Source organism: Hydrogenophaga sp. OTU3427, assembly GCF_038440225.1.
Taxonomy (GTDB): domain Bacteria; phylum Pseudomonadota; class Gammaproteobacteria; order Burkholderiales; family Burkholderiaceae_C; genus Hydrogenophaga.
Genome location: NZ_JASATI010000010.1, coordinates 92826 through 113890, shown reverse-complemented (window position 1 = coordinate 113890; position 21065 = coordinate 92826). Strand labels below are relative to the sequence as shown.

15 protein-coding genes, 2 tRNA genes and 1 pseudogene are annotated in these 21065 nt (G+C 66.0%); 10 read left to right on the top strand and 8 right to left on the bottom strand.

Annotated features, from left to right (window positions below; genetic code table 11):
• Positions 1–66: 66 nt before the first annotated feature.
• Both AAHB17_RS08620 and AAHB17_RS08615 read right to left on the bottom strand, forming a co-directional pair.
• Positions 67–471 (bottom strand): hypothetical protein, encoded by a 405-nt coding sequence (locus AAHB17_RS08620; RefSeq protein ID WP_342130129.1) that lies wholly within the window; start codon positions 469–471, stop codon positions 67–69.
• Positions 472–840: 369 nt separating this feature from the next.
• The gene (locus AAHB17_RS08615; protein WP_342130128.1) at positions 841–2142 is read right to left on the bottom strand and encodes a hypothetical protein; all 1302 of its coding nucleotides are present in this window, start codon (positions 2140–2142) and stop codon (positions 841–843) included.
• A 471-nt stretch (positions 2143–2613) separates the two neighbouring features.
• Here AAHB17_RS08615 and AAHB17_RS08610 point away from each other — a divergent pair.
• From AAHB17_RS08610 to AAHB17_RS08600, 3 genes are all read left to right on the top strand, one after another.
• Positions 2614–2689, top strand: a tRNA-Gly gene (locus AAHB17_RS08610).
• A 16-nt stretch (positions 2690–2705) separates the two neighbouring features.
• Positions 2706–2780, top strand: a tRNA-Thr gene (locus AAHB17_RS08605).
• Between the two features lie 125 nt (positions 2781–2905).
• Positions 2906–3289 (top strand): hypothetical protein, encoded by a 384-nt coding sequence (locus AAHB17_RS08600; RefSeq protein ID WP_342130127.1) that lies wholly within the window; start codon positions 2906–2908, stop codon positions 3287–3289.
• Positions 3290–3328: 39 nt separating this feature from the next.
• Here the strand turns inward: AAHB17_RS08600 and AAHB17_RS08595 are convergent, their stop codons facing one another.
• The 3 genes from AAHB17_RS08595 to AAHB17_RS08585 form a co-directional block, all read right to left on the bottom strand.
• Positions 3329–4411 carry a TRAP transporter substrate-binding protein gene (locus tag AAHB17_RS08595; RefSeq protein WP_342130126.1) on the bottom strand — a complete coding sequence of 361 codons (1083 nt, stop codon included), beginning with the start codon at positions 4409–4411 and terminating at the stop codon, positions 3329–3331.
• Between the two features lie 253 nt (positions 4412–4664).
• Entirely contained in the window at positions 4665–4985 is a 321-nt protein-coding gene (locus AAHB17_RS08590; protein ID WP_342130125.1) for an RNA recognition motif domain-containing protein, read from the bottom strand.
• 105 nt (positions 4986–5090) lie between these two features.
• On the bottom strand, positions 5091–5330 hold the full coding sequence (locus tag AAHB17_RS08585; protein WP_342130124.1) for a hypothetical protein: 240 nt from the start codon (positions 5328–5330) through the stop codon (positions 5091–5093).
• Between the two features lie 345 nt (positions 5331–5675).
• Here AAHB17_RS08585 and AAHB17_RS08580 point away from each other — a divergent pair, with 345 nt between their 5' ends.
• The 3 genes from AAHB17_RS08580 (at position 5676) to AAHB17_RS08570 (ending at position 10544) form a co-directional block, all read left to right on the top strand.
• Positions 5676–6446, top strand: coding sequence for a glycosyltransferase (locus tag AAHB17_RS08580; RefSeq protein ID WP_342130123.1), 771 nt, complete (start codon positions 5676–5678; stop codon positions 6444–6446).
• A 34-nt stretch (positions 6447–6480) separates the two neighbouring features.
• Positions 6481–7584, top strand: coding sequence for a glycosyltransferase family 4 protein (locus AAHB17_RS08575; RefSeq protein ID WP_342130122.1), 1104 nt, complete (start codon positions 6481–6483; stop codon positions 7582–7584).
• A gap of 158 nt (positions 7585–7742) precedes the next feature.
• Positions 7743–10544, top strand: a complete 2802-nt coding sequence (locus AAHB17_RS08570) for a S8 family peptidase (RefSeq protein ID WP_342130121.1) — start codon at positions 7743–7745, stop codon at positions 10542–10544.
• A gap of 24 nt (positions 10545–10568) precedes the next feature.
• On the opposite strand, the gene AAHB17_RS08565 is transcribed toward AAHB17_RS08570, so the two are convergent.
• Both AAHB17_RS08565 and icmF read right to left on the bottom strand, forming a co-directional pair.
• Positions 10569–11501, bottom strand: a complete 933-nt coding sequence (locus AAHB17_RS08565; RefSeq protein ID WP_342130120.1) for an exopolyphosphatase — start codon at positions 11499–11501, stop codon at positions 10569–10571.
• An 83-nt stretch (positions 11502–11584) separates the two neighbouring features.
• Positions 11585–14962: a fused isobutyryl-CoA mutase/GTPase IcmF gene (gene icmF / locus AAHB17_RS08560; protein WP_342130119.1), complete on the bottom strand. Its 3378-nt coding sequence runs from the start codon at positions 14960–14962 to the stop codon at positions 11585–11587.
• A 163-nt stretch (positions 14963–15125) separates the two neighbouring features.
• On the opposite strand from icmF, the pseudogene AAHB17_RS08555 reads away from it, so the two are divergent.
• The 3 genes and pseudogenes from AAHB17_RS08555 to AAHB17_RS08545 all read left to right on the top strand — a co-directional run.
• Positions 15126–15818 (top strand): annotated as a pseudogene (locus AAHB17_RS08555) (MBL fold metallo-hydrolase); the annotation flags it as partial.
• A 24-nt stretch (positions 15819–15842) separates the two neighbouring features.
• Positions 15843–16250 carry a rhodanese-like domain-containing protein gene (locus AAHB17_RS08550; RefSeq protein WP_342130145.1) on the top strand — a complete coding sequence of 136 codons (408 nt, stop codon included), beginning with the start codon at positions 15843–15845 and terminating at the stop codon, positions 16248–16250.
• A 352-nt stretch (positions 16251–16602) separates the two neighbouring features.
• Entirely contained in the window at positions 16603–17910 is a 1308-nt protein-coding gene (locus tag AAHB17_RS08545) for an acetylornithine deacetylase/succinyl-diaminopimelate desuccinylase family protein (protein ID WP_342130118.1), read from the top strand.
• On the opposite strand, the gene AAHB17_RS08540 is transcribed toward AAHB17_RS08545, so the two are convergent.
• Positions 17888–19330: an amidase gene (locus AAHB17_RS08540; protein ID WP_342130144.1), complete on the bottom strand. Its 1443-nt coding sequence runs from the start codon at positions 19328–19330 to the stop codon at positions 17888–17890. The genes AAHB17_RS08545 and AAHB17_RS08540 overlap by 23 nt on opposite strands.
• An 86-nt stretch (positions 19331–19416) precedes the next feature.
• On the opposite strand from AAHB17_RS08540, the gene AAHB17_RS08535 reads away from it, so the two are divergent.
• Positions 19417–21012, top strand: a complete 1596-nt coding sequence (locus AAHB17_RS08535; protein ID WP_342130117.1) for an ABC transporter substrate-binding protein — start codon at positions 19417–19419, stop codon at positions 21010–21012.
• The last annotated feature ends 53 nt before the right edge of the window (positions 21013–21065 follow it).

Genomic DNA, 21065 nt, shown 5'->3' with positions numbered 1-21065 from the left:
GTTTGGCTATGCCGGAACGTGTCCCGCTGCTCCATCGACGGTATGCGCGTGGGCGACTGCGTCTTCTCACTTCTCGTACTCCTCGTCAATCGGGTGCGCGGCGAGGTCAACGCTGTTGTTGCTGATCCCTTTTGTAAATCTATTCTCTGAAGTTTCTTGCTCCGCTTGGCTTGGAGTTTGAAGAATCAAATGGAGGTCTTGCATCGTTAGACCATTGCGGAGAGCGTCCGCTCGTAGCTTTTCCAGCGCCTGACGTTTCCGCTCTTCTCCCGCCAGTCGGTCGAAAATTGGGGCAAGGGCATGGCCCGATTCTTCGGGGCAGAGCAGTAAGACGTGAATCAAGTCCATCAAGGAGCGTGCACCAGACGCCTTGACAAAGGTGTTCAGATTCGTCCGCTGCTCATGCGGTATGGGGATCGTGGCGCGGTAAATTCCCGACTGCCCAGACGTCAGATAAGTCTTGTTTGACATTGGATGTGAAGGATGGATGGTTAAGGTCCCGCCACTTGATCTGACCGAAGGTTGCCCCTCGCTACGTGGCATTCAAACGCATCGCTTTTAGGGACGCTTTATTCTTTTTGTACGTATGGCCGCAGTGACGATAGTGTTGTTTGATTCAACCAAATACACGTTCAGTTGATGGGCCAAGCGACCTACCAAGACTCTTCCCACATCTGATGCGAGGCGTTGTCTTGCGGACCGATCAAAGTAGCGTTTGGTTGCTCCATGGGATGGAACTTCCGCGCCGTAGTCCAGTAGCCACTGCTGAATGAGAGGCTGAATCCCTCGCTGTTGACAGCGACGTTGGGCGTGTCGACTGAGGTTCATGGTCCATCTCCTTCAAGAGGTGATGTGGCTCAGCGTGTACTGACGGTCACCCGTTTTTTCGATCCGAATGCGATCGCCTGCTCTTGCTCCCAACTCGCTGTTCAGCCAAGCACCAAAGCGCTTGCGTGGTGAGATGGTTTTTTCACTTTTCTTCCTAATGTCGGTGTCTGCCTGATTGGCGCCGAAAATCAGTTTCACCTGTGCGCCAGTGTCCCCGGTAGCGCGGGTCCCAAAACAGTCCTCTGGGAACAGCGAGCTGGCGCTTGTTGGAATATCGATGTAGCCATTTGCAAGCATTGCGTCCGTAAGCGTGATGGTGACGCTGGTCAGTGGCGTGCTCGGCGTGGGCGCATCGTCTGCCCAAGCAGACGGATTGAGCAACATATCCATTTGATCGGGATACATTGCGGTCATCACCTGATGGGTGAACCAGACAACTTCTACCCGCAGGACCTTTGCCAATGACCGGCAGTCTCTCGGGTCGATATCCAGTGGCAACCTGCATGCAGCGTAGAGCCTGTCAGGAGGAATGTCGCACTCACGCGCTGCAGCCATGATCCAGTCTGGATAGTTCATGCTGAAAGTTTGCGGACTAGCTGACTCGGGTGTCCAGAACGCTTTCAGCCGAGACGTCACAAAAGTGGGGAGTTCTACCGCGTCCAAGTCATCCGGCAGCGTCTGAGCAGTTTTGTCGAGGTTCCTGTACTGGGTAGGAACAAAGCCACGCCGTCCGCTGAGCCAGCGGAGTGCTTCGGCGCTATCGATGCCTCCATTGGTTGTGACCTTCAACTCACCGCCCGGCCCCATTGCATTTCGTACGCTCCGCTCATTCATGTTGGCGAGGAGTGCGAGCTCCCCCGGGCTCAGTGTTTGGCCCATGTCCAGGTTCCAGCGAGCAATGACTTTTGCTACCAAGTCGGGGAGACCGCCCAGAGCCGCATCTTCGTTGAATCCCCTGGCCGCTGCGATGCATTCATTGAAGTAGGCGCTCTCGGTGTCAAGCGTGTCCAAGAGGTCCCGCAACCGCTCAAGTGGACCATCATTGAACGCATTCATGTCGTCCAAGTCGTAGCCGGCGCTGACCACTCCGTCGTAGGCGTACCTCGCCCAAACTGGCAGCATGCGACCAATCGAGGTGTCCTTGACGGAGATGCTTCCGTTGTGCCTTGCCATCCACTGTTCATCTGTGAGACCAAGCATGCGCATGCCTGATCCTGTTGCGTAGCACTCTTCCAGGAGGACGGCGATGGCTCCGTAAAAGATGCTGAGTTCGGACTCCAGTTGGTTGAGTGCGGCAGATGTTGTGTGGTTCATGCGAAATCCTTCATGCAAAAGTGAATCACAGGCGCACTATACACTGGTTTTTTAATATATGCGACCAATGAATCATGTTGTCATTGAAAATTTCAGATTGACCTTCGCTGGTTTTTTGACCGTGCTGTGACTCTTCTGCAGGCGAGCAGCCGGGCCCTATGGCCATGCGGTTCGGTAGTTCGGTTCAGGGGTCGGGTGGCTATGCCGTTGTTTCACTTGGGAAAATCCGATGGGCATACCTTCCCGAGGTCGGACACGTTCGGTAGTAGGTTCGGTAAACATGGCGGCCGGTTGAAAAAACGGGCAAAAAAGCGTTAGAATTCTTGGTGTTGCTTGTGACGGCGACCGGCTCGTTAGGTTTGTTGAAAATCCGCGTGTCGATGGTTCGATTCCGTCCCAGGCCACCAAAAATCGTGAAGAAGCCCATCCCCACTGGTGGGCTTTTTCTTTGACCGGCAAACCGGTCATCTTGCGGGAATAGCTCAGTTGGTAGAGCGCAACCTTGCCAAGGTTGAGGTCGCGAGTTCGAATCTCGTTTCCCGCTCCATCTTTTCCGATGGATCGCCCATGTGGCTCAGTGGTAGAGCACTCCCTTGGTAAGGGAGAGGTCGCGGGTCCGATTCCCGCCATGGGCACCACGCACTTCCCGCCTCCTGCCCCGGTATCGAGAGGCGGCCACTTTCCGCTGCCGTGGCGCTCCCGACGGGCCAGCGGTATCCCCGTTCCCAGGGCCGGCGCCCCGTCTCCAACCCAAGGATTTCCCATGGCCGCTCAACACCCTGTGCCTGTGCACGCCGACATGGTCGCTCAACTGATCAGCAGCCTGAGCACGCGCACGCTCAACCATTTTGCGCAGGAGGCCCGTCTCGATGGCGAGAGCCTGAAGGACGCATCCGACCGCTACGAGATCGACTACGCTTGGCATGTGCTGGGTTCTGACCGTCTGCGCGATGAAACGCTGGCGGCGCTGGAAACGCGCCTGCAGCAGGCGGCCAGCGACGCGCAGCGCGCCTGTGTGTCCGACATCCTGGCATCGGCCGCGGCGCAACAGGCGCCAGAGCTGCTGATGAGCTTCGACAACGACGTGCCGGAGCAGCTTGCGCAGTGGCTGTGCGCGTCCTGGGGTGGGGCGGTCGCACCGGCCTGAACGGGGCGCGGGGCCTGTGGACACAGGCCCCCTGCGGCGTCAGAGTTTCGCGCCGCCGATGTAGTTGTCGTAGCGCCACTCGGAGAAACGGCTCCACAGGATCTGGTCCTTCTGGAAGGCACGCATGTCGGCGTGGATCTTCTTGAACTCGGGCGACTTGGCCTCGTGGGCGGCGAAGACGTCCATCGACGCCTTGAAGCCGGCGTCCATCACCTCTTTCGAGAACGGCACGAGCTTGGTGCCGGCCGCGACGAGCCGCTTGAGGGCCTGCGGATTCTGCGCGTCGTACTTGGCGGTCATGTCGCGCGCGGCCACGGCGCCTGCCGCCCGCACGATGGCCTTGTTCTCCGGGGACAGCGCGTCGAAGTGCTTCTTGTTGATGAAGAACTCCAGCTCGGCGCCACCTTCCCACCAGCCGGGGTAGTGGTAGAACGGCGCCACCTTGTGCAGGCCCAGCTTCTCGTCGTCGAACGGGCCGACGAACTCGGTCGCATCCAGCGTGCCTTTTTCCAGTGCCTGGTAGAGCTCGCCGGCCGGCAGGTTCTGCGCCACCACGCCCAGCTTGGCCATGGCTTCACCGAACAGGCCGCCGCCCAGGCGCATCTTCAGGCCCTTGAGGTCGGCCACGGTCTTGATCTGTTTGCGGTACCAGCCGCCCATCTGGGTGCCGGTGTTGCCGCTGCTCATGGAGACGATGTTGTACTTCGCGTAGAACTCGTCGAGCAGCTTGCGGCCGTTGCCGTGTTCCATCCAGGCGTCCATGTGGCGCGCCGTCAGGCCAAAAGGCACGGCGCAACCGAAGGCAAAAATGGCGTCCTTGCCGGTGAAGTAGTAGGGCGCCGTCTGCGCCATCTCGATGGTGTCGGCCTGGAGGGCGTCGACCACGCCGAACGCGGGCATCAGCTCGCCGGCCGCGTGCACGGTCACTTCGAATTTGCCGCCCGACAGGGCCTTCACGGTTTCGGCGAACTTTTCGGCCGAGCCGAAGATGGTCGGCAGCGATTTCGGAAAGCTCGACGCCAGGCGCCAGCGAACGGCGGCTTGGGCGTGCACGGCGGGCGCGATGCCGGCGCTCAGCACGCCAGCGATGCCCGCGTGCTTGATCAGGGAACGACGATCCATGGAAACGGTACTCCTCGGGAAAATGGAGATGGGCCGTGTGGCTGCGCAGCCGCCGACCCGCATACAAAGGACAGGAGCCGCCGACCATAACAGAACGCGCTATCCCAGGACCGGCCGGGTGTCAATCTGGACAAGCCCTTGGTCTGCAGGGGCGTTGGGTGGGCCAGAAACGGCCAACCCCGCCAGACGGCGGGGTTGGCCGGTCTATCACAGTGGCCTTGCCGGCCACCGTGTGGTGTCACACGGACTGGGCTCAGTAGCGCTCGCGGCCACCACGGTAGCCACCGCCGTTGCCGCCGGCATTGCCGCCGCCGAAGCCACGGTCTTCCTTGGGGCGGGCGATGTTGACCACCAGCGAGCGGCCGTCCACCGATTGGCCATGCAGGCCGTCGATGGCTGCCTGGGCTTCCGTGGCGGTGCCCATCTCGACAAAACCGAAGCCCTTGGAGCGGCCGCTGTCGCGGTCCATCATGACCTTGGCGGAGGTGACGTTGCCGTAGGCCGAGAAGTTGTGCTGCAGGCTGTCGTCGGTGACGGAGTAGGGCAGGTTGCCCACGTAGATTTTGTTGCTCATGTCAGAGTCTTTCAAAAGTGGCGCGCAGGCCGGATGGCGCTGCGGCGCGGGAGAAGCGGATTCAGACTTTGAGTCCGCGGAAACGTTGTGGCGGGACGGCCGGTGTCAGGCTTGCAGCGTGCGCGGCGACAGCGTCTGCAGCCAGCCCTGGGTGAGCGCGAACAGGCGCGCACCTTCGCGGGTGGAAAACAGCTGGCCGAAACGCAGCACCCGGTGGTGCGTGCCCATGCCTTGGCCGGTTTTGATGGCCACCGAGGCGCGGTAGTTGCCCGCCTCGTTGAGGTGTGTCGTGGGCGAGACGACGTATTTGCCCATGGTGATGGATTTTTCTGGAAGAAGCGTCATGAGAGGGGAGATCGCAGGCTTGGTGTACGTCCTGCGTGAGCCTGGAGGGAGTCGGCCGCCTGCGGCTCAACAGGGGGCGTGCTCGACATCTGTCGAATCAGGCAGGGCCCATGGGTGAAAACCACATGAGGTGGGGCCGTGTCGGCCGCCAAAGCAAGCTGATGTTGCCGTCTGCGGGCGGATTATATTCTCAATATAAATAAAAAGTCAACTTTTTATTTTCCATTGTTCTGAGGGATGGGTCGCCCCTGCGGGCAGCGGCGGGGGTGCGTTGGCTGCACTACACTGCCGAGCCCGGCCGTGGCAGCGGATCGCCACCCGTGGTGCTGGACACACTGGAGTTGCATGGCCTTGCTCTTGCCCATCGATGAGGCGGACATCACGGTGTCGGTGGTCAGCCATGGCCATGACGACTGGCTGCCGGACCTGCTGGCTGGCCTGGCGCGCACGGGCGCCGGCCGGTTGCGCCGCGTGGTGCTCACCCACAACCTGCCCTCGTCGCGCCGCATCGAGGGCGTGTGGCCCTTCGAGCTGGTGGAAATCCACAATTCCCATCCCCGGGGTTTCGGGGCCAACCACAACCAGGCGTTTGCGCGGGCGCACACGCCCTGGTTCTGTGTGCTCAACCCTGACATCGCGATCACCGACGAGCGCCTGTGGCCCGCCTTGCAGGCGGCCGTGTCGGTGCCTGGCGTGGGCGCGGTCACACCCACGCTGCTGAACGAAGACGGCAGCCGCCAGGACCACCTGCGCGCGCTCGTGACGCCCTGGGCCTTGTTCCTGCGGCGGGCGATGGGCCGGCGCGACCGGCGCGTGGACTGGTTCAGCGCCTCCTTCCTGTTGGTGCCCGCCGCCGCGTACCGCGCCGTGGCCGGCTTCGACGAGCGCTTCCACATGTACTGCGAAGACGTGGATCTGTGCCTGCGCCTGCAGCTGGCCGGCTTCCGGCTGGTCTGCGTGCCCGTGGCGGCCGTGCACCACGCCCAGCGCGACAGCCTGCGGCGCTGGCGCCCCATGGCGTGGCATGTCCGCAGCTTGGTGCGCCTGTGGTGCAGCCGCAGCTTTTGGTCTTATCTGTTGCGACCTCCTCACCAGGGCCCCGTCGACCGACGGTGATAATCGCCAGATCTATCAACCACCTGGTGGTGGCATGCCCTTATTGCTGTTTGTTTGCGCCGCGCTGTCTTTTATTGCCGGTGCCTGGCTGGTGCGTTACGCCCACGGGCACACCCGACGCTACAGCCCCGACATGCCCCAGCGTTTCCATGCCGGACACGTGCCTCGCCTGGGCGGCGTGGCCATCGGGCTGAGCTGGTTGCTGGCCTTGTTGTGGCTGGGGCTGTCGGTGCCCCTGGCGCTGTCCTTCCAGGTCCGCTTCGCCCCGGGCTACCTGTTGGGCTGTGCGCTGGTGGCCATGGTCTCGGCTGGCGCCGGCATCTGGGAAGACCTCACCCAGCGCCTGACCGCCGTCTCGCGCCTGGGGCTGACCTTCTGCGCCGCGCTGTTGGCGGCCTGGGTGCTGGGCCTGTCTGTGCCTCGGGTGGGCCTGTCCATGGTCGACCTCTGGTGGACCCCCGCCGTCTGGCCCGGGGTGGCGCTGGCGGTGCTGGCGGTCGCCGGGCTGCCCCACGCCTTCAACCTGATCGATGGCTACAACGGCCTGGCCGGCACGGTGGCGCTGGTGATCTGCCTGGCGCTGGCCTACGTGGCCTTGCAGGTGGGCGACCGCCAGATGATGGCCTTGAGCATTGCGCTGGCGGGTGCCACGGCGGGCTTCCTGGTGTGGAACTACCCCCGGGGCCTGCTGTTCGCTGGGGATGGCGGGGCCTACCTCTGGGGCACGGGCGTGGCGCTGATCAGCGTCACCCTGGTCCAGCGGCACCAGGCGGTGTCGCCCTGGTTTCCCATGCTGCTGCTCATCTACCCGGTGTGGGAGACCGTGTTTTCCATCTACCGCAAGACGGTGCGTGGCGTCTCGCCGGGGGTGGCCGACGCGCTGCATTTCCACCAGCTGATCTACCGCCGCATCGTGCGCGGTGTGTTCCACGACGACGAGTCGCGCCGCATGCTGATGCGCAACAACCGCACCGCCCCCTACCTGTGGGGTTTCACCCTGCTGACGGTGGTGCCAGCGGTGCTGTTCTGGCGCCAGACGCCGGTGCTCATGGCCTTGTGTGGCCTGTTCGTGGTCAGTTATGTCTACGCCTACGTCACCATCGTGCGCTTCAAGGTGCCCCACTGGCTGCGGCGGTAGTGGCGGCAAGATTGTTGCGGTTGATTGTCAATTTTTAGATAAATACAACTGACAATCAATCAAAAACTTACGTTTTTCCATCAAGTTTTGATCATGTTTTTCATTTGATCGGTGCTATTCTGTGGCCACATAACAATCATTGACCTTTGGGGGGTCGTATGTGGCGAAGCAGAAACAGCAGCGGCCCCGGCGTGGGGCGGGCCTTGCGCGCTGCCGTGGCGGCCGCCAGCGTGGCCGGCGGGCTGGTGGCCTGTGGGGGCGGCGGCTCCGATGCCAGCCCGGCACCCGAAGCGGTCACGGTGGCCGGTGTGCTACCTGCTGGCCATGCGACAGCGGCGGGGACCAACCAATTGATCGTGCGCCTGGCCGGCGCCACGCTCACGCAGCAGTATGGTGAACGTGCGGCGGAGTTCGCACGTTCCCTCAGCGTGGAAGCAGGCCTTTCCCTGCGCGCCCTGCGCCAGACCCGCAACGGCAGCCTGGTGCTGGCCTTGCCCGAACCCTTGTCGGCCGACGCGGTGGCGCGGGTGGCCCGGCGGGTGGCTCAGCGCGCCGATGTCGTCTTTGCCGAACCCGACCACCTGTTGCAGGCCGATCTGCTGCCCAACGACCCGCAGTACGGTGAGCAATGGTCCCTGGCCGACAGCGGCAAGGCGCCGGGTGCGGGCAGCCTGCCGGCGGCCTGGACCTTGACGGCCGGCACGTCCGCCACCGTGGTCGCCGTGCTCGACAACGGCGTGTTGCCCCACAGCGAATTGGCCGGCCGGCTCCTGCCGGGCTACGACTTCGTCTCCAATCCGCTGTTCGGCAACGACGGCGATGGCCGAGACGCGGATCCCACCGATGCCGGCGACTGGCTGACCGGCAGCGAGAGCTGGGCGCCGGGCATGGCGGCGCGCGCCAGCAGCTGGCACGGCACCCACGTGGCCGGCATCCTGGCCGCGCAGGGCCACAACGCCTTGGGCGTGGCCGGTGTCAACTGGCGGGCCCGGGTCCTGCCCGTGCGGGTGCTGGGGCGCGGCGGTGGCTATGTGTCCGACATCGCCGATGGCCTGCAATGGGCGGTGGGCGCCAGCGTGCCCGGCGTGCCCGCGAACCCGACACCCGCGCGGGTGGTCAACATGAGCCTGGGCGGCGCGGGCGCCTGCTCGCGGGAGCTGCAGGGCGCGCTGGACGAAGCGGCGGCGCGGCGCGCGGTGGTGGTGGTGTCGGCTGGCAACGCGGCGCAGGACGTCGCCGGCACCATGCTGGCGGGTTGCCGGCAGGTGCTGGCGGTGGCGGCCCTGGGGCGCAAGGGCGAGCTGGCACCGTATTCCAATTTCGGCGCGGGTATTGCCGTGGCGGCCCCAGGCGGCAACTACCCCAGCGACAGCGGCATCCTGTCGCTGGGCGACAGCGGCAGCACCCAGGCGCGCCGGGACAACGTCTACACCCGCAAGCAGGGCACCAGCATGGCGGCGCCCCACGTGGCCGGCGTCGTGTCGCTCATGCTCGCGGTCAATCCCGCCCTGGCGCCCAGCCAGCTCCAGCAACTGCTGCAGGCGGCGGTGCGGCCATTTCCCACGGGCACCGGCAACGACTGCGGCACGGGCCGCTGTGGTGCCGGCCTGCTTGACGCGGCGGCGGCCGTGTCGCTGGCGGCATTGCATCCCGCGGTCACTCCCGTGGTCGCGCCGGTGTCGGCGCAGGAGGTGGCCGACGGCCCGCTGCTGCCCGCTCCCGGGCTGTGGCAGCACCCCGATGAGCCGGGGCGTCTGTTCGCGCTGGACCTGCGCGGCGCCGAGGTGATCCTGTCGGCCTACTTCTTCGATGTCCTGGGCCGCCCCACCTGGGCCCAGGCGACCCTGAGCCACGACCCGGTGGCCCAGGCCTTTGTCGGTCACCTGTTCAGCCACGAAGGCGGGGCCACGCTGACCGGCACCTACCGGGCGCCGCGCCCGGCGCGTGACCTGGGGCCCGTGCAACTGAGCCTGACCGACACCGAGCGCGCCGTGTTGTCCTGGTCCGGCGCGCGCAAGGCCCTGCAGCGCGCCGTGGCGGCCGATGCCACGGGAGGGCGTTCCGGCCTTTGGTGGCAGGCCTCACGGCCGGGCAGCAGCTACTGGCTGGCGGGCTCGGGCGGGCAGCTCAGCGTGATCGCGCAGGCCTACGCCGACAATGGCCAGGCAGCCTGGTACCGCGCCGACATGTCGCGTGGCGATGACGGCCGTTACCGGGGCGACTGGCAACAATGGACGGACGGCGCGACGCTGGCGGGGCCGGCCCGCCAGCCCACCGTGGTCCCGCTGAAGGGCGCCCGTGCCGAACTGGCCTGGCAGGGCAGCGAGAACGCCACCCTGACCCTGCCCGACGGGACGCTGCTGAACCTGCAGGCCGGCGCCACGCCGCTGCGCGATGCCCGCCAGCAAAGCGAGCGCCTGCTCGGCCAGTGGCTGGCCGACTACACCGTGGCATCGCGTGCCGGCAGCGAGCGCTGGACCCTGGGCGCGCTGCAGGCCAGCAGCGCCAACCCGGGTGATTACAACGTCACGGGCTTCAACCAGTGGGGCGGCTGGATGCTGGGCGGCTGGAGCAGCCGCTATGCCAATTTCTCCCTGTTCGCGCCCGGCCTGCTGTTGGACGACTTCTATGTGTTCCAACTCGATGGCGAGGCCCGTGCAGCGGGCTGCTACCACCTCTACTACCTGGCGCTCAACACCTTGAGCGACTGCCATCCCCTGAGCGCCAGCCGCCAGGGCAGCGCGGCGGACGCCTTGCGGGCGTCGCGGCCGACCGGGACCCAGGTGGTGGGCGACCGCGGCAAGGAGTCGTTGCTGCTGGCTGCCGCCACCCCCGCGACGGCGCCGCTGTTGCAAGCGGCGTTCATGGGCGAGGTGACGACGGACGCTGGCAAGGCGCCCGCCGGCGCCGCCATGCAACAGCTGCAGGACTGGCGGCAGCAGGGCATGGTGGGCCGCTGACGGTCCGCGCCGACGGTGGGGATTTCAGCCGTCGGCGTTGATGCGCTTGATGAGAGCGGCCAGCACCTCGGCCGCGCGCTCGTTGTCCACCTGGCAGGTGCCGGCGGCCTGGTGGCCGCCGCCGCCGTGCGCCAGCATCAGCTCGCCGACATTGGTCTTGCTGCTGCGGTCCAGGATGGACTTGCCGGTGGCGAACACGGTGTTCTGCTTCTGCAGGCCCCACAGCACGTGGATGGAGATGTTGGTCTGCGGGAACAGGGCGTAGATCATGAAGCGGTTGGTCGCGTAAATGGTCTCTTCGTTGCGCAGGTCCAGCACCGCCAGGTTGCCGTGCACCGTGGTGTTGGCCAGCAACTGCGCCTTGGCCTTGTCGGCGTGGTCCATGTAGACCTGCACCCGCTCCACCACATCGGGCAACGCCAGGATCTGCTCGATCGTGTGGTCGCGGCAGTACTTGATCAGGTCCATCATCAGCTGGTAGTTGCTGATGCGGAAATTGCGGAAGCGGCCCAAGCCAGTGCGCGAATCCATCAGGTAGTTCAGCAGCGTCCAGCCGCTGGGGTCGAGCACCTCGTCGCGGTTGTACTGGGCTGAATCGGCCTTGTCCACGGCGGCCATCATCTCGTCGCTGATGTGGGGGAAGCGGGCCTGGCCGCCGTAGTGGTCGTACACCACGCGCGCCGCCGATGGCGCCGTGGCCGAGATGATGTGGTTGGGGCGGTCACCGGTGTTGCGGATGGTCTCGGACTCGTGGTGGTCGAAGGCCAGGTGGGCGGCGGCCACGTAGGGCAGGTTGGTGGTGATGTCGCGCCCGGTGATGGGCACCTTGCCGTCCTGCATGTCCTTGGGGTGCACGAAGGTGATCTCGTCGATCAGCCCCAGCTCATTGAGCAGGACGGCGCAGACCAGGCCGTCGAAATCGCTGCGGGTCACCAAACGGAACTTGTTGTCGGCCATGAAGCGGGGTCCTCAAAAACAAAAGCGGTGGATGGTTACAAAATGATAACCACCACCGCCTCGGGGACCGCAGAAATTTTGATTTACATGTTTCTGCGGTACTGGCCGCCGACCTCAAACAGCGCGTTGGTGATCTGCCCCAGGCTGCACACCCGCACCGCGTCCATCAGCACGTTGAACACATTCTGGTTCTCGATCACGGCCTGCTGCAGGCGTTTGAGCATGGCCGGCGCTTGCGCCGCATGGCGGGCGTGGAAGTCGGCCAGACGCTGCAACTGGCTCTGCTTTTCCTCCTCCGTGCTGCGCGCCAGTTCCAGTGTCTCGGGCGTGGTGTCACCGTGTGGGTTGCGGAAGGTGTTGACGCCGATGATGGGCAGCTCGCCGGTGTGCTTGAGCATCTCGTAATGCATGCTCTCGTCCTGGATCTTGCCGCGCTGGTAGCCGGTCTCCATGGCACCCAGCACACCGCCACGCTCGGCGATGCGCTCGAACTCGGCCAGCACCGCTTCCTCCACCAGCTCGGTCAGCTCCTCGATGATGAAGGCGCCCTGGCTGGGGTTCTCGTTCTTGGCCAGGCCCCACTCGCGGTTGATGATGAGCTGGATGGCCATGGCGCGGCGCACGCTGTCCTCGGTCGGCGTGGTGATGGCCTCGTCGAAGGCGTTGGTGTGCAGGCTGTTGCAGTTGTCGTAGATGGCGATCAGCGCCTGCAGCGTGGTGCGGATGTCGTTGAACTGGATCTCCTGCGCGTGCAGGCTGCGGCCGCTGGTCTGGATGTGGTATTTCAGCTTCTGGCTGCGTTCGTTGGCGCCGTACTTCTCCTTCATGGCCACGGCCCAGATGCGGCGCGCCACGCGGCCCATCACGGTGTACTCCGGGTCCATGCCGTTGCTGAAGAAGAAACTCAGGTTGGGCGCGAAGTCGTCGATGTGCATGCCCCGCGCCAGGTAGGCCTCCACAAAGGTGAAGCCGTTGGAGAGGGTGAACGCGAGCTGGCTGATGGGGTTGGCCCCGGCTTCGGCGATGTGGTAGCCGCTGATGGACACCGAGTAGAAGTTGCGCACGTTGTGGTGCACGAAGTACTCGGCGATGTCGCCCATCACCTTGAGGCTGAATTCGGTGCTGAAGATGCAGGTGTTCTGGCCCTGGTCTTCCTTGAGGATGTCGGCCTGCACCGTGCCGCGCACGTTGGCCTGGGCCCACTCGCGGATCTTGGCGATCTCGGTGTCGGTGGGCTCGCGGCCGTTGTCGGCCTTGAACTTGGCGATGTTCTGGTCGATGGCGGTGTTCATGAACATCGCCAGGATGGTGGGCGCCGGACCGTTGATGGTCATGGACACCGAGGTGGTGGGGTTGCACAGGTCGAAGCCGTCGTACAGCACCTTCATGTCGTCCAGCGTGGCGATGGACACCCCCGAGTTGCCGATCTTGCCGTAGATGTCCGGGCGCAGGTCGGGGTCGTTGCCGTAGAGCGTGACCGAGTCGAAGGCGGTGGACAGGCGCTTGGCCGGCATACCTTCGCTCACCAGCTTGAAGCGGCGGTTGGTGCGGAAAGGGTCGCCTTCACCGGCGAACATGCGGGTCGGGTCCTCGCCCTCGCGCTTGAAGGCGAAGGTGCCGGCGGTGTAGGGGTAGCTGCCCGGCACGTTGTCCAGCATCAGCCACTTGAGGATCTCGCCGTGGTCCTCGTACTGCGGCAGGCTGACCTTGCGGATGGTGGTGCCGCTCAAGGACTTGGTGGTCAGCGCGGTGCGGATTTCCTTGTCGCGGATCTTCACCACGTACTCGTCGCCGGCGTAGGCCTGCACCATTTCAGGCCACTGCTTGAGCAGCTTGCGCGCGTCGGCGTCCAGGTGCAGTTCGCGGGTCTGCGCCAGGTCGATGGCGGCCTCGGCGGCCTTGGAGCGCTCCGGCTTGTCGACGGCCAGCATGCGCGCCGCTTCGGTGAGCTGCTGGATCTCGCGCGCCAGGCGGGCCTGGGCGCGGGCGCGCTTCTTGTAGCCGCGCACCGTGTCGCTGATCTCGGCCAGGTAGCGGATGCGTGCGCCCGGCACCACCGGCGTCTGGTTGGTGCTGTGGCGCACGTCCACGCGCGGCAGGGCGCCCTCGGTGAGCGTCAGGCCCAGCGTCGCGAGCCGGCCCTTGATGGCCTGGTAGAGCGCGGTCACGCCGTCGTCGTTGAAGCGCGCGGCCATGGTGCCGAACACCGGCATCAACTCGGTCGGCGTGGTCCAGGCCTCCTTGTTGCGCTGCACCTGCTTGCTCACGTCGCGCAGCGCGTCCAGCGCGCCCTTGCGGTCGAACTTGTTGATGGCCACGAACTCGGCGAAGTCCAGCATGTCGATCTTCTCGAGCTGGCTGGCGGCGCCGAACTCGGGCGTCATCACGTACATGGGCACGTCCACGTGCGGCACGATGGCCGCGTCGCCCTGGCCGATGCCCGAGGTCTCGACCACGATCAGGTCGAAACCCGCCACCTTGCATGCCGCCACCACGTCGGGCAGGGCGGCGCTGATCTCGCTACCGAAGTCGCGCGTGGCCAGGCTGCGCATGAACACGCGCTGGCCGCTGTCGCCACCGCCGGCGCCGGGCCGCCCCAAGCCGGCGGACGTCCCCTCGGGGGGCAGCGCCGCACGCGCAGCGGCAAGCGTGGGGGCCCACGGTCCTATGGCGTTCATGCGGATGCGGTCGCCCAGCAGCGCGCCGCCGCTCTTGCGGCGCGAGGGGTCGATGGAGATCACGGCCACGCGCAGGCTGTCGTTCTGGTCCAGGCGGAAACGGCGGATCAGCTCGTCGGTGAGCGAGGATTTGCCGGCGCCGCCGGTGCCGGTGATGCCCAGCACGGGCACGCGGGTGTTCTTCGCGGCGTCGCGCAGCTGGTCCACCAGCGCGCCATCGGCCTTGCCGTTTTCCAGCACCGTGATCAGTTGCGCCAGGGCGCGCCAGTTCATTTCACCGTGGCCCTGGATGGCCTGCACCGACGTGGGTGCGTAGGGCGCCAGGTCCTGGTCGCAGCGCATCACCATCTCGCCGATCATGCCGGCCAGGCCCATGCGCTGGCCGTCCTCGGGGCTGTAGATGCGCGTCACGCCATAGGCCTGCAGTTCGCGGATCTCGGGCGGCACGATGACGCCGCCGCCGCCGCCGAACACCTGGATGTGGGCGCCGCCGCGCGCCTTGAGCAGGTCCACCATGTACTTGAAGTACTCCACGTGCCCGCCCTGGTAGGAGCTGATGGCGATGCCCTGCGCGTCTTCCTGCAGGGCAGCGGTCACTACGTCGTCCACGCTGCGGTTGTGGCCGAGGTGGATGACCTCGGCGCCCATGCTCTGCAGGATGCGGCGCATGATGTTGATGGCCGCGTCGTGGCCGTCGAACAGGCTGGCGGCGGTGACAAAACGCACCTTGTGGGTGGGGCGGTAGTTGGCCAGGGCTTTGAATTCGGCGGACAGGTCGGTCATGGCGGTCTGGAGGAAAAGGCGGCCGTGGGGAGGGTCTGATTGACGTTTACGTAAACGTCAACTCGCAATGGTACTGCAGTGCGCGGCCGGTGTCACCCCGGAAATCCCTGTCCCCGGTGGGCGAGAATGGCCACCGATTTGTCCGTTTCGTGTCAGGATTCCCATGAAGCCCATCCAACTTTTCGATCCCGCTTCGAGCACCTACACCTATGTGCTGTTCGATCCCGCCACCCGCCAGGCCCTCATCATCGATCCGGTGGACGAGCAGATCGAGCGCGATCTCGCCTGTCTCAAGGACCACGGCCTGCAACTGGCCTGGACGGTGGAAACCCATGCCCACGCCGATCACATCACCAGCGCCGGCCAGCTGGCCGAACTTGCGGGCGCCAAGACGGCGGCCCCCGCGGGTTGTGGCATCACCACCGCGGCGGTGCAGTTGCGCGATGGCAACGAGCTGGCCTTCGGCGGGCAGAAGATCCGCGCCCTGCACACGCCCGGCCACACGGCGGGCAGCATGAGCTATGTGTGGTCCTTGGGCGACGAACACCATGTGTTCACGGGCGACACCCTGCTGATCAACGGCTGCGGGCGCACCGATTTCCAGTCGGGCAGCGCCGAGGACCTGTACCACAGCCTGACCGAGGTCTTGTTCGCCCTGCCCGACGCCACGGTGGTGTGGCCTGGGCACGACTACAAGGGCCACAAGCGCTCCACCATCGGCCACGAAAAGGCGCACAACGCCCGTGTGGCCGGTAAGTCGCAAGCCGAATTTGTGGCCATCATGCGGGCGCTGAACCTGCCCAAGCCCAAGCGCATCGACGAAGCGGTGCCGGCCAATCTGACCTCCGGCATCCGCCACGACGCCGATGGCGCGGAGCTGATGCAGCCGCGCGCAGCCGGCGGCTACGCGGGCGATGTGTCGCCGCAGCTGGCCTGGCAGTGGGTGCAGTCGGGCGAGGCGGTGCTGGTGGACGTGCGCACCGACGCCGAGCGCGAGTGGGTGGGTTTTGTGCCCGGCGCCGTGGCGCTGGCCTGGAAACAGTGGCCGGGCATGGCCATGAACGCTGGCTTTGACGAAGGGCTGCGCGCCGCCGTGCCCGCCGGCAAGAAGGCCGTGCTGTTGTGCCGCAGCGGCGTGCGTTCGATCGCGGCGGCCAAGCGGGCCACCGAACTGGGGCTGGAGGCCTACAACATCCTCGAAGGTTTCGAGGGCGATCCGGATGCGGATGCCCACCGGGGGCGGCGCGGCGGGTGGCGGCTGCATGGCTTGCCTTGGCGGCAGAACTGAAGTGTCTGTCTGTCTGTTTGTTTGTTGGTTGGTTGGTTGGCACTCGCTGGCGGAAATCACCTGGTGGCCCACTCCGTTCGTGTCACCCGGAGCGCTTCGCGCTCCTCCTTCTTTACCTCACTGCGTGGGCCACCCGGTGCTTTCCGCCCGGGCGATGGCGCGCCTGCGTTCGCGTGCGGACATATCTGCAGATCGGTGTGGCGGGGTGCCCTGCAGGGCGACATAAAGGAGGAGCCGGCGCAGCCGGCGGGGGACAGTCGCGGCGCAGGGCACCTCGCCGCACCGATCCCACCAACAATGGCCGATCGCAACCGGCCCAGCGCAACCCCACCACTCCCCCTAAACTGCAGCCATGAACACCGACGCCCTCCTGCAACGGATCGCCGCCCAGCGCGACGACGTCACCGCGCTGACCCAGGACCTGGTCCGCATCCCCACCACCAACCCGCCGGGGGACCACTACGAGGCCTGTGCCCGCTTCCTGGGTGAGCGGCTGCAAAAAAGCGGCTTCCAGGTCGAGTACATCCGTGCACACGGCGCGCCCGGCGACAGCGACGCGCACCCGCGCATCAATGTCGTCGCGCGTTACGACAGCGGCCAGCCGGGCGAATGTGTGCACTTCAACAGCCACGTCGACGTCGTCGAGGCCGGCAGCGGCTGGACCACCGACCCCTTTGGCGGCGAGGTGCGTGACGGCAAGGTCTACGGGCGCGGCACCTGCGACATGAAAGGCGGCCTGGCCTCCAGCGTCATCGCCTGCGAGGCGCTGCTGCAATCCGGCCTGCCCCTGCGCGGCGCGCTCGAGATCAGCGGCACGGTGGACGAGGAATCGGGCGGCTTCGGTGGGGTGGGTTTTCTGGCCGGCAAGGGCTATTTCAGCCGCCCCCGCGTGCACCATGTCATCATCCCCGAGCCCCTGGGCGTGGACCGCATCTGCCTGGGCCACCGCGGCGTCTGGTGGGGTGAGGTCGAAACCAAGGGCCGCATCGCCCACGGCTCCATGCCCTTCCTGGGCGACAGCGCCATCCACCACATGGCCGCTTTCATCCACCTGCTCGAAATCCAGCTGCAGCCGCGCCTGAAGCAGCGCCACACCGCCGTGCCGGTGGAGCCGCCGGGTGCGCGCGTGAGCACGCTCAACATCAACGCCATCCACGGCGGCCAGGTGGAGCAGCACTACGCCCTCAACGCCCGCGGCGAACCCGTCGGCGACCTGCCCGCGCCGGTGGTGGCGCACAGCTGCCGCGCCGTGCTCGACCGCCGCTTCATCGCCGAGGAAAACCTCGACGCCGTGAAGCAGGAAATCGTCGACATGCTGGACGAACTCAAGCGCACGCGCCCGGGCTTCGACTACGGCGTGCGCGACATCATGGCCTTTGTGCCCACCGCCACGCCGCAGGACGCGCCGGTGGTGCTGGCCACGGCCAAGGCCATCGCCCGCGTGCTGGGGCGCGAGCCCAGCTTCATCGCCAGCCCCGGCACCTACGACCAGAAACACATCGTGCGCACCGGCCAGCTGCGCGACTGCATCGCCTACGGCCCCGGCATCCTCGACCTGGCCCACCAGCCCGACGAGTACGTGGGCATCCAGGAGCTGGTCGACTCGGCCCAGATCATGGCGCTGGCCGCGCTGGACCTCACGCGTTCTCGGGCGGCCTGATGGCCAGCAGCTCGGCCGCCGCCTGTTCGTAGGCGTGGGCCAGCTGCAGCAGGGCGAAATCGCCCTGCGGCTTGCCGATCAGCTGCAGGCCCATGGGCAGGCCCTGGGCACCGAAGCCGGCCGGCACGCTGATGGCCGGCAGCCCGGCCAGGGTGGCGTAGATCACCACCTCCATCCAGCGGTGGTAGGTGTCCATGGGGCGGCCCGCGACCGTGTCGGGCCAGCGCTGCTCGACGTCGAAGGGCCAGACCTGGGCCACCGGCAGCGCCAACACATCGAAGCGCTCGAACAAGGCACGCATCTGCTGGTGCAGCCGCGTGCGCTGGGCACTGGCGCGGTTGAACTGGGGGCCCGTCAGCTGTTGCGCCTGGTCATGTTCCCACAGCGCCTCGGGTTTGACGTGGGCGCGGTTCTTCGGGTTGACCAGGTGCGGCGCGATGCGTGGCCCCACCAGGGCCTGGCGCCAGACCAGCCAGCAGTCCCACACCGCCGACGGATCCATGCCCAGGGCCGTGGGCTCCACCACACAGCCCATGTCGGCGCAGCGGCGCAGCGCCTGTTCGCAGACCTCCAGCACACCGGCCTCCATGGGCAGGTGGCCGTTCAGGTCGCCCAGCCAGCCGATGCGCTGGCCCTTGGGGTCGCTGTCCAGCGGCGCGGCAAAGGCGTGGCCGTCCTGGGCGATGCTCAACGGTGAGCGTGGGTCGTGGCCGGCCTGGATGGACAAGAGCATGGCCACGTCGCGCACGCTGCGGCCCATGGGGCCTTCGGTGCCGAGCTGGGCCAGCCACACATCGTTGGCCGGCCACATGGGCACACGGCCTTGTGAGGGGCGCAGGCCGAAGACATGGTTCCAGCCGGCCGGGTTGCGCAGGCTGCCCATGAAGTCCGAGCCGTCGGCCACCGGCAGCAGGTGCTGGGCCAGGGCCACCGCCGCACCGCCGCTGCTGCCGCCAGCAGACTTGCTGGGGTTGAAAGCGTTGCGTGTCGCGCCAAAGACTTCGTTGAAGGTGTGCGAGCCCAGGCCGAACTCGGGCGTGTTGGTCTTGCCGATGACGATGCAGCCGGCCGCTTTCATGCGCGCCGCCATCAGGCCGTCTTCGGCCGGCACGAACCGGCGCAGCAGCGGCGAGCCCTGGGTGTTGGGCAGGCCGGCGGTGTTGGCCAGGTCCTTGATCGCCTGCGGCATGCCATGCATCCAGCCCCGGCTGTGGCCCCGCGCCAGCTCGGCGTCGCAGGCGTCGGCCTCGGCCAGCAGCGCGTCGCTGTCGCGCAGGCTGACGATGGCGTTGAAGCGCGGGTTGACGCGTTCGATGCGTGCCAGCGTGGCCACCATCACCTCGCGGCACGACACCCGCTTGTGGTGTATCGCCTGCGACAACGCGTCGGCATGCATCAGGGTTAAGTCGGGATCAGGCATTGTCATGTTGGCGCTATATTGCGGCTGTGACCGCTGATGTTTGAAGTTTCAAGTTTCAACCCATCCACATTCTGACTGGAGTGTCCATGAAGCGTCGTTCCCTGGTGTCCCTGTCGGCACATGCTGCCTTGTCGATGGCCCTGTCCGCTGGTCTGCTGTCGCCGCTGGCGGCGCACGCCCAGGCCAAGACCCTGCGGGTCGTGCCCCATGCCAACGTGACCATCCTGGACCCGATCTGGTCCACCGCCTTCGTCACCCGCAACCACGGCTACATGATCTACGACACGCTGTTCGGCACCGACGCCAGCGGCGCGGTCAAGCCGCAGATGGTGGACAAGTGGAACGTCAGCAAGGACAACCTGACCTGGACCTTCACTCTGCGCGACGGCCTGGAGTTCCACGATGGCGCGCCGGTCACCAGCGCCGACGTGGTGGCGTCCATCAAGCGCTGGGCCAGCCGCGACAGCTTCGGCGGGGTGCTCGCCAAGACCGTGACCGACTACGCCACGCCCGATGCCAAGACCTTTGTCATCAAGCTCAAGCAGCCCTTTGGTGTGATGCTCGAAGCGCTGGGCAAGCCGTCCAGCAACGTGCCTTTCATCATGCCCGCGCGCATCGCCGCCACGCCCGGCAGCGAGCAGATCAAGGACAACATCGGATCCGGCCCCTACAAGTTCGTGCAGGCCGAATACAAGCCGGGCGAGAAGCTGGTCTACGTCAAGAACGACAAGTACCAGTCGCGCAGCGAGGCGCCCAGTGGCACCGCCGGCGGCAAGCCGGTCTACCTGGACCGGGTCGAGTGGGTCATCATCCGCGACCCGCAGACCCAGTTCAACGCACTGGTGGCGGGCGAGGTCGACATCATCGAACAGCCCACCTTCGAACAGTACGCCTCGCTCAAGTCCACCAAGGGCGTGCAGATCGTCGACGCGCAGCCGGCCGGCCTGCAGTACATCTTCCGTTTTAACCACACCCAGCCGCCGTTCGACAACGTGAAGATCCGCCAGGCCGCCATGGTGGCGCTGGGCCAGGCCGAACACCTCAAGGCGCAGGTGGGCACCCCGGGCATGTACAAGTTCTGCAAGAGCATGTTCCCCTGTGGCACGCCCTACGCCAGCGACAACACCGGCTACTACACCGGCAGCGCCGACCCCAAGAAGGCCGCGCAGATGCTCAAGGACGCCGGCTACAAGGGCGAGCCCGTGCTGCTGATGCGCCCGACCGACCTGGCCTCCATCGCCAAGCTGCCGCTGGTGGCCAAGCAGCAGCTCGAAGCCGCCGGCTTCAAGGTCGACATGCAGCAGATGGACTGGGCCACCCTGGTGGCGCGCCGCGCCAAGAAGGACGCCCCTGCCGCCGGCGGCTGGAACGCCTTCATGACCGCCTGGACCGCCGGTGACATCCAGAACCCGCTGACCATGGCCATGATGAACGCGGCCGGTGACAAGGGCTGGTTCGGCTGGCAGGACGACAAGCAGATCGAGGAGCTCAAGGTCAAGTTCTCGCAGGCCACGACCGACGCCGAGAAGAAGAAACTGGCCGAGCAGCTGCAACTGCGCGCCATCGAGACCGCGTCGCATGTGCACCTGGGCCAGTACAACAACCCGGCGGCCCTGCGCGACAACATCTCGGGGCTGGTGCCGGCGGGGGCGCAGGTGTACTGGAACATCAAGAAGAACTGAGACCAACCCCGTTGCTTGCCCGCTGCGCGTGGCCGCATCCCCCCTCAAGGGGG